Source organism: Pedobacter sp. D749 (assembly GCF_019317285.1).
GTDB lineage: Bacteria > Bacteroidota > Bacteroidia > Sphingobacteriales > Sphingobacteriaceae > Pedobacter.
In genome coordinates this window covers 1,366,002-1,379,060 of record NZ_CP079218.1, presented here as the reverse complement: position 1 = coordinate 1,379,060, position 13,059 = coordinate 1,366,002, and the positions used below count along the sequence as shown (strand labels likewise).

Here is a 13,059-nt window from a genome sequence, read left to right as displayed (position 1 = left end):
GCTGTTAATCATTCATCATTTTAAAATAAAATAAGGCATAAGATTTAATTTATTTGATATTTGCGTTAAACTGTTTGGAGTAAAAAGATGTTGGAAACAAAGATGATGTACGCAATGATCACCGGAGCCAGCAAAGGTATTGGCAAATCGATGGCCATTGCGCTGGCCAGAAGAAAAATCAACTTGTTGCTTATTGCCCGTTCGGCTGATGAATTAAGTGTTTTACAATCAGCGATTAAAAATCAATATGGGGTTGAAGTGCACAGCCTGGCGATCGATCTTAGCCATATTGAAGCGCCAAAAGCTGTATTAAACTGGATAACAGCAAACAATTATGCCGTTAATATCCTGATTAACAATGCAGGTTATGGATTGTGGGGCAAATTTGCAGAGCTGGATTTAAGTACCCAGTTAGAAATGTGCCAGTTAAATATGACTACAGTAACCTCATTATGCCATTTATTACTTCCAATCCTTTCAGCAGAAAAAAAATCATATATACTCAACGTTTGCAGTACTGCTGCCTATCAGGCGGTACCAACTTTAGCCATTTATTCGGCAACTAAAGCCTTTATTTTATCTTTTACCAGGGCATTAAGATTCGAACTGAAAGATGGTCCGGTTTCAGTGAGCTGCCTGAGTCCTGGCCCTGTTGATACGGGTTTTGCACACCGCGCCGGACTGGATGCTTTTAATAAAATGGCAGAGAAGTTTAATATGAAGCCTGATGATGTGGCAGAAATTGCCATAAAAGGAATGTTCGCAGGGAAATCTGAAATTATTCCAGGTTTTACCAATATCATCAGTGTATATGCCAATAGAATCTTGCCTAAGGGATTCATCGAAAAAATGGCCGCAGGGATTTATAAAACTTAGTTCCATGTACAGTCAGATGTTACCATATAACTAATCACACACCTCATTTTCGTGAATTATCCTGTTTGATGTATGAGTGTCGGGTGGTAACATCCAACACCATAGATATTATGTAAGTCTGAGGGGTATTTATGGTATAAAAATCAATATGAATGATAGATTCTTTTAGCGGATTATGTCTGCGAGGAATCGTCATTCCCAACTTGATTGGGAATCGCAATGCAAGCGCTTTAAGATTCCCGCCTACGCGAGAATGACGGTGTACTGATAGATTCTGTCTATGGTAGCGGAGTCGAAGACCCCTGGATGCGTCCTAACATTATCCTGTCTGTTGCTGTCTCACCGACTGAAATAAATTACTTATTTAGAAAATGAGGGGCCTGTGCCTTTGGCGGTTTACAGTCCCGCCATTCGCTATAGCTCCGATAGAAAAATCGGAGGCTGCCGCTACTGTCTGGTTTAAGAACAAAGGTGAGTACACTATGCAACCCTAAAAATGAAATACTGTTTAGGCCATTTAGCTCCGGGTGCAGCGATACCCTGCAGCAAGGAGGCACGACGAAGCGAAGCGTAAAGCGAAACACGGGAACAAAGTATCCTATTACAACTACAATTGCGCTCCAAATAATAAAAGATCTGTTTCACTTAAAAAATGAATCTGTAACGGACCTGAGTGCCAGATGGTAACATCCAACACCACGGATAAAATTAAAATAAAACGAGTACAGTAGCCTTTATTTGCACACCTGTACCCTACCGCAACTCCTTCCAAAAAAAATATTTTAAAATATTTGAAATAAAATTCTCCGGAATATTAAAAATATGTTACGTTTGTATTAAATACTACTAATTCTATAGAATATGTATAATAAAACAAAATTGTTTTATTTCACTTCAGTACCGAACCACTCGCCGATGCGAATGTGCTGTTGCTGCGCATAACACTTTCCCTAATTATCCTTTTTCCTAAATCTTTTAATTTTTTACACATGGCCACATCGTATCCAACCTTTACCTTATCTGAACAATTAACAAAAGAACAGATTGATTTTTTTAACATACATGGGTTTATCCATTTCAAGAATTTCATCAAGCCCGATACGGTTTCATCGATTATTGATGCTTCTAAACAAGTAGAACAAAAATGGATACAGGAAGATATTAGAAAAATAAACGGCGTGCCAATTAAATACGGAAAAGACCTTGATGGTTCAGCAATTGTACAGCGTTTTGCTTTTATTAATCAACAACATCAAACCTTAAGCGGACTATTATTAGACCCACGCTTTACTGCCCTGCTGCAATTGGCAGGTGATGGTGCACGCCTGGGCACAGAAGAAAAAGACGGCATGGTATTTAACCATTACATTAATGGTCCTGAAAGCAAATTCAGCAAAATGGGCTGGCACACGGATGGTTTAAGGGATATTTTTTATGGTGCTAAACTAAACCCAATGCTCAATATAGGCATTCACCTGAGTACCTTAAAACCTGAAAATGGCGGATTAAAAATAATTCCCGGCACACACAAACAAAGTATTTACCAGATGCTTTTCCGCAAAAAATATTTCCTGGATAATAAACCAGATGCTGAAGAAGTATCGATATTACCCGAAGCTGGAGATTTAACCATCCACGATGGCAGGTTATGGCACAGGGTAGCAGAATCGGCCATACGTGGTGAAGAAAGCAGAAGACGCGTAATTTACATACCCATCATCGCAGGTAAATATGCCCCAAAAAATGAGAATAGTCCAACAGTATTTTACCAGCGCTTCGCCGGAATTGTAAAATAATTTTATGTTATTTGCTTTATTGTTTACTTACCTGGTCAGATCGGGGAAGCTAAAACGAATAACTTATTATTCTAAAGGTATTCCAAAGAAGATCAGTTTAAAATTTTACCGACCGGAAACGGCCATTCTATTTGGCGTAATTTTGGTTGGCACTTAAATTGGAGGCTATTATTAAACTAAAAAAAGACCATTTAGATGGCAAAAGGGTATTTGCAGACCGCGAGAGGACAAATATTTTAAGAAAAGGCGAGCAAGCACTGATCTTATTTTTGCTTCAAAGGGTTCCTAAGTGGATCACGCCCAATATGATGACAGGGATTGGCATGATTGGATCGCTGATTGTGTTTTTAAGCTTTATTTTGGCTGGTTTTTATGCAAAAAGTTATTTGCTGGTCGGAATTTTAGGTTTTATGATCAACTGGCTTGGCGATTCGCTTGACGGCCGGCTGGCGTACTTTCGTGAAATCCCCCGTAAGTGGTATGGCTTTGCACTTGATATTGTGATGGATTGGCTCAGCATTATCCTGATCGGTTTGGGCTATTATTATTACGCCGATGGTGGCACACAGATTTTCGCATTTCTTTTTGTGGTATTATACGGTTGGTCTATGATTATTTCTCAACTGCGTTATAAAATTACCGGCTTTTACCAAATCGATTCGGGCTATTTAGGTCCGACGGAATTACGCGTAATTATTTCGCTTATTTTAATTGCCGAAACCTTATTTACAGGTGCTATTACTTATTTCGCAATTGCGATGGTATCGCTGTTATTGGTTATCAATATTATCGATACTTTTAAACTTTTGAAAGCGGGCGATGCTAAAGACAAGGAGGAGAAAACATAATGACCTGGGCGTCTGTTAAACTTTTTCTCAAAGCGCAGGTATCGGCTTTTTCTGGTGGTGTTACCGATTATGGATTAATGATACTACTAACCGAATGGCTGCATATCCACTTTACCATTTCTATTTTAATCTCAGGCACGCTTGGTGGGATCGTTAACTTTTGCATTAACCGTTTTTGGGCTTTTAAGAGTAACGATGGCTATTGCAGTTCTACAAGCGGACAGCTAATCCGATTTTTTACCGTGGTTTTGGGAAGTATCTCATTAAAATCAGCAGGCACCTATTTATTGCACAGTAGCCTCAATTTAGATTATAAACTTGGCAGGCTTTTAATTGATAGTATCGTTTCTTACGGTTTTAATTACCCCTTAATGAAATATTGGGTATTTAAACTCAATAAATTGAGCGATTCTGAAGTTGATGGAGAAGATTATTTTGAAAGACTTGGCGAAGAACAAAGGGCTTAATTCCCTGATTACAAAGTTTTTGCAACAAATCCGTTTAACCAATCAAACGTTTGCGCTTTGCTTGTTGAATAAAGCTATTCTTAGGGATAATTTATGTTAAAATCAATGTGAATTATATAAGAATCTAAGGAAATAATGGTTTTCGAAATGTCGTCATTGCGAAGCCAATTCTTCATTGGATGAAGCAATCTTTATAGCAAGAATATAAGTATGATAGATTGCTTCGTCGTGCCTTCTTATAATGACGTTTATATAAATAACTGATATTTAGTGTTATTTTTTTGACCATATAAGACATTTAAGGACCATATAAGCTTACATGTTCTTATATGGTGTGAAAGCCTAAAGGATTATTTAATGAATTAGATGTTCTTAGGTGTCTAAGGTGGTTAATTAAACTGCATAGTCTTTAATTTTTACGACTACCTTAGACATCTTAGCTCAATGAGTTTTGCAGGATGCAAAATCTTAAACCTAATACGTTAGAAAGCGTATATAGGACGTCATTCCTATTTTTTTCAGGCCACAGACCTGATGGTTACTCGCAATGACGATCTTTCTATAGAGATCTTTCAATGCTTAAAGTTAGTTTTCAATAAAAAAAATTAGAATTGAAATAACAGATTTCTCCATTTTGCTACCCGTGAAAATCATTAATCTTCTTAATAATTCCTTCAAATTCAGATTCTTTGGCCATGTACTTATTCAGTAAATCGATCTGATTTAATCCCCTAATCAGGTTGTGTTTAGGATAATTCGTTTTATAGTAAATGTCGCCATTTAAAAAATCCGCTATAAACCTTACCGCTTGCATATAAATCATAAATTTACCTGAATAAATAAAGAATTGTTTTTCGGTAAAGGCCAAAACCTGGTTCATTTCTTCCATGTAACCTTTATGTATTGCGGCAAAAACATCTGCCCTGATGGCTATTTTGCTAAAATCCTTTTCTTCTTCATTGGCTTCAGAAAGATAGGTGCGCATCATATCACCCACATCGCTGATAAAGTATCCCGGCATTACGGTATCCAAATCAATTACGCATAAACCCACGCCGGTTTCGGCCTGTAGCAATACGTTGCTAATTTTGGTATCGTGGTGTATCACCCGTAAATTAAGTGCGCCGCTATCTACCATATGTACAAACTGTTCTTCTATATCGTAATGTCTGATAATTTCTTCGATGGCAAACTTTGCCTCACTAATCCTTTCGTCGCCAGCTTGTGCTAATGCAGTTTTAAATTGTTCTACGCGTAAAGGCAGGTTATGAAAATCTTCGATGGTGGGCTCTAATTTTTGTACGTTAAAGGCTCTAAGCATCCGGGTAAATTTACCAAACTGCCTGGCAGCATGATAAGCCTGTTCAGGGTGATGTACAAAATCGATCGAGCAAGAATTTTCCACAAATGGGAAAATCCTGTAAAAATGATCATCAATAACGACAAAATCATCTCCATTTGCCGCGGTTATTGGGGCAACAAACAGATATTCAGGCGCTGTTTGATCGAGATATTTTTTTAAGGTCTTAATATTCTGAGCAATATTTTGAGGCTGGCGAAAAACCGCTTTATTCACCTCTTGCAAGATATAGGCTAATTTTTCACTGTAAACTTTCCAGGTATGGTTAATTAAGCCCGAGCCGAAAGGTTCAATTTTAAATTTTTCGGCGTTAAGTCCGTAAGCACCTAATACTGCTTGAAACATAAGATGGTAGTCTATTTGAATGAAAATTGTTCCAGGAATTAATAACAATAACCCCTGGATTAAGTTGCTTATTAAATTATGCGGGTAAGGGATATGGCATTACCTAATATCATAAATTAAGTGTTTTTAACCACAGATGAGCACAAATAAACACGGATTTCCCTATCAGTGTGTATTCTTCCTATCTGTGGTTAAATTATTTTTACTTGTACCGAATGTCTTAACTTAATGACATTGGGCATTAGCCCAAACGGAACTAAAAACCGCTATCATCTAAAGCGAAAGTATTTTTTCGATCCTTCCATTTTCCTTTGGTAAAATCAGGGAATTTCTGCGGCATATTTCCTTCTTTTAAAGATTTGGTGGATAATGGTGTGATTACACTCATCGTAACTGAATCATAAACGTCAATTGGTGTTTGCTTTTTCTGTTTTACCGCCTGGATAAATCCGTTAAATACAAACCAGTCCATACCGCCGTGACCTGCTCCCACAGCCTCTGCTTCATATTTTTTCCAAAGTGGATGATCGTATTTAGCAAACCACTCCTGGGCAGGATCCCATACATCATCTTTCTTTGATTTATGGTCGATGTATACTGATTTATTTACATCCATCCAAAGACCTTTTGTTCCCTGCACCCTGAAACCGAGAGAATATGGACGTGGCAAGTGTGTATCGTGGCTTAACAATACGGTTTCGCCGTTTGCACAATTAATCATGGTAGTCGTTACATCGCCATTTTTATAATTAATTTTAGCATTAGGGTGGCCGGGAGACATTTCTTCTACATAAGCCGCCAATCCTTTAGCTTTAGAGCTGAAGGATACCAGGCTGGTAAAACTATTTCCCCTGTTAATGTTAGCATATTGCATTAAGGGGCCAACGCCATGAGTTGGATATAAATCACCATCCTGATCGATGTTAAACTGCGTACGCCATTGTGCTTCACTTAAAGCTTTTGGTCCGTACTCTACCCCACCGCCATAATAATCTTTACCGTTGTTAAACAGTACATTTCTTAAGTTATGTTGATAGCCACCTTCAAGATGCACCAACTCGCCGAAAAGGCCTTGCCTAACCATATTTAAAGCCGCCATTACATCTCTACGGTAGCAAACGTTCTCTAAAGTCATGTAAGGCATGCCTGTTTTTTCAGAAGTGTTTACAATATCCCAGTGATCCTGGACTGTTAAACCAGCAATTACTTCGCAGCCCACATATTTACCTGCTTTCATGGCATCAACCGCCTGGTCGCGGTGAAACTGCCAGGGTGTTGCTATAATTACAGCATCAATATCTTTACGGTCTAAAAGTTTTTTATAAGCATCTAAGCCGCCAGTATACTCTGTTGCTGCGGGCCTGCCTTTTTTGGCTATAAAATTACGACAGATTTTAAGTGAGCTTTCCTGGGTATCGCAAATGGCAACAATTTCTACATCATCTCTTAATGCACCTTCAGAAATATGGCTCATACCACGTGCCCCCACACCGATATAACCTAATCTTACTTTTCCACTGTTTGATGATGCAAATAAACTCCCGGTTGGCAGGATGGTTAAACCCGCCGCCGTAAATGCACCATTTTTGATAAAATCTCTACGTTCCATTTGTGTTTTTTTGGTTTTGTATTTTTAAAAGTAGAACAAGCAAATGAGCATTACAACATAAATATCAGCGCAAACGATTGACTAATTTTTAATTACTACAATTGATTAGTAAAAACATCTGTTGAGGATACATTTTAGAAGGGCATTACTACTTTCTAAATAAAGTTGTCTGTTTAGAAACAGCTTCTTGATGTGATAAAATAAAATTCTTTTACGCTGTTAAAAAGCTGAAAATAAATTTACCAATCTTTTCGGGAGTTGTTAATAAACGTCTTTGAAATAATGAGAATGTTATCGTATGTTTGAGTAATCGATCCTCTCAATTTTAAATATCTAAATTAACAATGACCAAATTAACACTCCGTAAAGGCAAAGCTATGGCTTGCCTAGTCTTATTGTTCCTCTTCTTGATACAATCATGTCGTAGAGACACTTTAATGCCCAATTCAAATGACCGGATAGAAAATGCCAGAATTTGGTACGGGAAAAACTTTGATAAATCTACCAGTAGTTTAGTGTCCAAAGGAGGTAAATATTCATTCCCACTTACAGTAAAACCAAAATGGGGTGCTGCTCAGTTTTCTGAAGTGGAAGGTCAGACAGAGGCTTATGTTGTACCGTTGGATATTAATGTTCCACTAGAACTTCGGCAGTCTGTTGATCCTATTTTGATTATGCGCAAAAATGACAGTGGATACGAAGCAAAGCTAATAGGTGATGAAGAAAGTAAACAGAGCATTAATACAAATAATGAAGGTAGAACATATAATGCCAAATCATTATACCAAAGAGCTTTCGGAAATCAAGGAGAATTAACGCAAAGCAATAACTCTGTTAGATCAAATAAGCCAACTATAAATAACACAGAATCTAGTAAGTTGGAAAGTCATGGCCTTAGTCCAAACAAAATTATGGCTACAGAATTACCTCCACCAGGTGGCGATTGCATAGATTGGTATATAGTAACCAGGGATAGGGAGGGGAATATAATATCAGAGGAATTTCAGGGCAGAACCTGCGGTATCGATGAAATGCCAGGTGGAGGTGGAGGCGGAAGTGGAGACGAAAATGCCCCAAAACCTGTTGATTTTGGTATCGATCCTAAATGTTTAAACTGCAAGATTCCAAATAGTAATTTTGAGGCTTTTTTAAGCTATTTAAAAGGACTAAACTTTCAATTAACTCAGCCTTTTGAGACTACTGTAACATTTGGCAACCTTTCCTTTCATGGAACTATGGTCGAAGTATGGCGAGACGGGGCCCGTGTAGGTTCGTTTTTTACGCCAGATAGCAGTTCTGATATGTTTTCAGTAGGAATTCATTATAGTGTTGGATTTAAGGGACCCGACGGATATGGCAATCCACCGACTTATGGTTATGGTATAACAGGATGGTCGTTCCCAACAACATATTATAATGGAAAGACAAACTCATTTCCAATGCCGCCAGGTGGTGTAATCTATACTCCACCTGGGCAAGAGCTTATGTATACTCTGGAAATTTATGATATTACAACAAGGACATTTTTAAATACCCGTATCGATATTGTTTCTGCGTTCGAAGCTTTTTTAAAAACCGATGGCAGATCCGCTGAAAATTTTGTTTTTTTGAAATGGGCAGCTGGCTATTTAATGGCAAATACAGACGTAAGCTTCGAAGATTTATTGAATGCCGAGTATGACAATGCGACCGTATTCCCTGCAAATACTGATGTGGTTAATTATGTTGAGCTCGAAATTGAAAATTCCGAAACACGGATGGTGATTTCACCACAGGACATGGTTAAATATCCTAAGCTCACGGCGCTTGTCAAAGGTTTGTATAACAGAGTAGCAAGTAATCCAAAAATAATAGCGGCATTGGTTAAATACACAGGTTTTACACAGACCTCCGTTTTAAATGATCTGAAATTTGATAAAAGGGGCCCGATCATCTATGTTACTCCAAAAGAGCAGATGAAAACCTATATTCCAAAAACAAAGTCTTATAACTACCCCTATGGAAGATGCATAAGTGATGACGCGAATAAGCCTTTTATCTTTTTAAATAAGGAATTCATTGATTTATTGGAAGCGGCAAACGGCGCCAACGCCGATGCACTGGTGATACTACTGGCAACCACAATTCTTCATGAGTACGTTCACTGGAGCGACAACAATTTTGGCCTCTCCCCTTCATTAGCAGGAGAGATGGGAGAGCTGTTTGAAAAAGATGCATTTGGTGGGGTTCTACAATATAACAAAAAAAATGGAAAAGTATATTACAGGAAACAGTAAGTGGCTGTGTTTGATCATCATTGCGCTGTGCCTATCATGCGCACCTAAGAGCGAAAAATCGGTACCGCAGGATATCCTAGTTAAGAGTACGGGATATACTATAAGGAAATATAAAAGGTATCTTTATCCGAAGGTTTATATACTAAAAAATGCATTTACCGAAGAGGCAAAAACGGTAAAGGTTGATGGTATGGAATTAAATTTAACCGAGGAGAGTTCCATACAGTCAACAGAGGCATCAACAATTGAGTTCTATAAATTCGCCCAGCTTTCAAATGGTGATGCCGAAGTAGAACTTGTGCTTATGCCCCGTAGGCAATACCTGAGATTGCGTTTTAAAAAGACCGGAAATAAAAGCTGGGAGATTACATCGGTCATACCATGGCAGGTCTGATTCTGTAATATAAATTTTGTTTTCAATTTTTTGCACTAAAAATATGGTTCTAGATCTTCCAATACATCACTTCAATGAAAGTTATTTCCAACGGCACCCCTCTTCGGTTGATGCAACCACTTTGTTATTCCGAAACAATCGGATATTGGTTGTCCCCCCTAAAAACATCATCCCTAAAGATATTCCCTATTATAAAATTCCGCATTCCATTGAAAACTACACAAGACTGAAGGATCTGCATATTGTAAATTTATTTATTGAAGAGCTGCCTACTGAACTGCAGAATTACTTGAATTAAAAACTATATCATTTTCTCTTGCTCCAAATAGTTCTATCCCCCAAATTGTTGATGTTTTGTTATCATGTAAGAAGCTAAAGGCAATATTATTGTGTCACTGCATAACCAAACCTGAAAAAATTGAAGAGCTTAAGAAAGGATTGCCAAACATAAAAATTCATATGGAACCCTTTTAGTTTTAAAATATCCTCGTCAGTTTGAAACTTTCAATCTTAAGATACTGCCAAAGCACAAGTCAGGCCAATGCTTAAGGCGATGGGTGTTTTATGCATTAAAGGATCGGATTAAAAATCTATAATATGAAACACTATAAAATTCTCATCGTTTATGTAATTTTGATTTCAATTTCTTGTACTAAACCTATGGTTCTAGATCTTCCAATACATCATTTCAATGAAGGATATGTTAAAAGAAATCCTACATCTGTCGAGGCAACAACTTTATTAATCCGGAATAATAAAACTACGGTATATCCACCCTTTAATATAATGCCACCAGACGCAACATATTACCAGATTCCTAGTTCTATAAAATTTTATCGCAAACTTGAGAACATTCATTTAGACGGTTTATTTGTAAAAGAATTACCAGTTGAATTGGAGGAACTGCCAAATTTAGAAAACATTTCCTTTTCAATTGGTGATGACACTTCTATACCACAGATCATAAGTGTTCTAAAGTCATGCAAACACCTCAAAGCTTTACACTTTATGACAGCTATCATACCGGTTGCTCAATTTAAAATGTTAAAGAAAAATTTACCTAATGTGGAAATGTCTGTTCAACCTTAAAGATTAGCTATTAGTATCTCTTGTAGAGATGTAAAGCTTAAAACAGTTTTGCCTTAAAACAGGTTGCCTCAAATGAGGCAACCTGTTTATATTTTAATCCTTATAACTTTCGCGTAAACTCAAATAAGATTGCGGGCTACAAATCATATAATCAATAATTTCGATCTTAAGTTCTTCGCAGGTATTGAAACAACTTTTTAAAAAACGCTCATCAAGCTCGTTTGCGTTAACACGGATAATATCGCAATAATTTAAAATCAGTACCCCATAAGCATTGCAGGCTATAGCTAAACCTACAATTTGCTTTACATAATTAGGGCTTTGCTTTTGCTTGGTGAGTTCGTACCACGAAAAAACCTGATAATTTTCGTTTACAAACATAATGTACCATTCTACCTTATCTTTAGATAATTGCCTGCTCCGCAATTGTTTTAAAAGGTTAAAAGAGGTTTCTGCTTTACTCACATCTAAGGGTCGGTTAAGTGCTACGTAACTGAACTTCAATTCAGCTAAAGCAATTTGATTTTTCGTTGGTTGCATTTTGAAAAAAAAATTAAATAAACGCCCAGGTCACTGCAACCAACGTCGGAAAACCGAAGTGATGCTAGACTTTCACCAGTATGCCTGGGCTTATAATAAATAATTAAAATTGCTGGATTTCTCCAACGTTGGTTGCACTATAAAGATAAGAAAAATATTAACAACTTACATTAATAGATCAATAATATATCCTTCAAAGGCTTGATATTGACATTATTCTTGTATTGGTGCCAGGCCATTAATGGAGTAAGTCACTAATAATGGCCTTACATTTTTCCAATTTTTCCTTAAACTTTCCATATGTTCTTCACACCTAGGATCTTGATTCATCTTCCAGCCTTCTAAAGTTTCTACTGTTTGTGATAATTTTTCAAATGATCGATCCGCTTCCAAAGCAGCATTTAGGCATGCACTAACTACTTCATCACATTTATTTGAATCTAGGTGAATAGTAGATATTAGATCTAAAGCTAATCTTTGCCTTATGCTTGGGGGCGGGTGGGAATAGGTGCTTAGCCTATCAAGATCGTAATTACCAACTCCAAATAACTTCCAAATCGAGTAATTAGCAAAAGACCACATAGAAAGCATATCAGTAAAGGATTTGAATACGCTATTGAGCTCATCTACAAAAGCCTTTTGATTCCACTCCATATTTAATAACGTTAAACCTTTTAATATGGAATAAGCATCTGCATCAAATTCAAGAGTTTGGCTCAACATCATATCTTCAGATGAAACAATAGAATTATGCCGTAAATTTTCAGTTATTATACCATTACTATTAATATTCAACATAAGATCACAATGCCCATTTATAATATGTGCATACTCATGTATCGTTATGGTGTGCAACGCTTTATTGGCTAACCAAAAAGCAAGTGCTTTTCTTGTACTGTCTACAGGAATAACTGGTTCCGTAATCGCTGCCAAAAGATTAATATCAAGGATGTGAATATTAAATAATTTTTCTTGATCAATTTCATTGCTAGAGTTCCCAATACTAGATAATATATCTTTATTTCCCAACATCCTGCAAAAGAGTGCAAACAAAAGCATATATGTTCCATAATTTATTCCGATAAAATATTTCATATCCACCTTAGTTGCACATGCGCCAAAAGTACTATCATTCACGATATTAATATTAGCTTCTGGAAGAATCGGTTTCAATTTTCTTAAAACATCAATCGCATTTTGAGCCCCTTTTAAGACCACCGGCACTTCAAAATCCTTTCTAATTCCACCTTTAAACTTAAATGCATAATCGAATTCTCTCTCATCCGAAGTTAAGTTTACTTCTTGCATATTTTTCTTATTTTAAATTAAACTTAGCTTTGATTAAAATCTGTTCAGTTTTATAAATAATAGTTAACCAACTTTAAATTACACTTTATAAAGTACGCTGCAATATCATTAAGTAAATTTTTATCCTAACTTCATTTATCCATCAGCTTGA

The 13,059-nt window shown here is 36.8% G+C and carries 11 protein-coding genes; 7 read left to right on the top strand and 4 right to left on the bottom strand.

The genetic code is table 11. The annotated features are described in order from the left end of the window. Nucleotides 1–87: 87 nt before the first annotated feature. The 4 genes from KYH19_RS05670 (at nt 88) to KYH19_RS05655 (ending at nt 3,987) form a co-directional block, all read left to right on the top strand. Nucleotides 88–876, top strand: coding sequence for an SDR family oxidoreductase (locus KYH19_RS05670; protein ID WP_255562565.1), 789 nt, complete (start codon nt 88–90; stop codon nt 874–876). A 989-nt stretch (nt 877–1,865) separates the two neighbouring features. Further along, the gene (locus KYH19_RS05665) at nt 1,866–2,672 is read left to right on the top strand and encodes a phytanoyl-CoA dioxygenase family protein (protein ID WP_219077920.1); all 807 of its coding nucleotides are present in this window, start codon (nt 1,866–1,868) and stop codon (nt 2,670–2,672) included. 158 nt (nt 2,673–2,830) lie between these two features. Then, on the top strand, nt 2,831–3,520 hold the full coding sequence (locus KYH19_RS05660; protein WP_219077919.1) for a CDP-alcohol phosphatidyltransferase family protein: 690 nt from the start codon (nt 2,831–2,833) through the stop codon (nt 3,518–3,520). Further along, nucleotides 3,520–3,987, top strand: coding sequence for a GtrA family protein (locus KYH19_RS05655; protein ID WP_219077918.1), 468 nt, complete (start codon nt 3,520–3,522; stop codon nt 3,985–3,987). The genes KYH19_RS05660 and KYH19_RS05655 overlap by 1 nt, the downstream gene beginning before the upstream one ends. A gap of 637 nt (nt 3,988–4,624) precedes the next feature. On the opposite strand, the gene KYH19_RS05650 is transcribed toward KYH19_RS05655, so the two are convergent. Continuing rightward, nucleotides 4,625–5,692, bottom strand: a complete 1,068-nt coding sequence (locus KYH19_RS05650; RefSeq protein WP_219077917.1) for a phosphotransferase enzyme family protein — start codon at nt 5,690–5,692, stop codon at nt 4,625–4,627. A 256-nt stretch (nt 5,693–5,948) separates the two neighbouring features. After that, entirely contained in the window at nt 5,949–7,301 is a 1,353-nt protein-coding gene (locus KYH19_RS05645; protein ID WP_219077916.1) for a Gfo/Idh/MocA family protein, read from the bottom strand. A gap of 437 nt (nt 7,302–7,738) precedes the next feature. On the opposite strand from KYH19_RS05645, the gene KYH19_RS05640 reads away from it, so the two are divergent. From KYH19_RS05640 to KYH19_RS05630, 3 genes are all read left to right on the top strand, one after another. Then, complete coding sequence (locus KYH19_RS05640) at nt 7,739–9,577, top strand: hypothetical protein (RefSeq protein ID WP_219077915.1); 1,839 nt, start codon at nt 7,739–7,741, stop codon at nt 9,575–9,577. Continuing rightward, entirely contained in the window at nt 9,549–9,971 is a 423-nt protein-coding gene (locus KYH19_RS05635; RefSeq protein WP_219077914.1) for a hypothetical protein, read from the top strand. Before KYH19_RS05640 ends, KYH19_RS05635 begins: the two co-directional genes overlap by 29 nt. Nucleotides 9,972–10,568: 597 nt before the next feature. Next, nucleotides 10,569–11,060, top strand: a complete 492-nt coding sequence (locus KYH19_RS05630; protein WP_219077913.1) for a hypothetical protein — start codon at nt 10,569–10,571, stop codon at nt 11,058–11,060. 93 nt (nt 11,061–11,153) lie between these two features. Here the strand turns inward: KYH19_RS05630 and KYH19_RS05625 are convergent, their stop codons facing one another. Together KYH19_RS05625 and KYH19_RS05620 are read right to left on the bottom strand one after the other, a co-directional pair. After that, nucleotides 11,154–11,600: a JAB domain-containing protein gene (locus KYH19_RS05625; protein ID WP_219077912.1), complete on the bottom strand. Its 447-nt coding sequence runs from the start codon at nt 11,598–11,600 to the stop codon at nt 11,154–11,156. Between the two features lie 213 nt (nt 11,601–11,813). Then, nucleotides 11,814–12,908, bottom strand: coding sequence for a hypothetical protein (locus KYH19_RS05620; RefSeq protein ID WP_219077911.1), 1,095 nt, complete (start codon nt 12,906–12,908; stop codon nt 11,814–11,816). Nucleotides 12,909–13,059 lie beyond the last annotated feature (151 nt).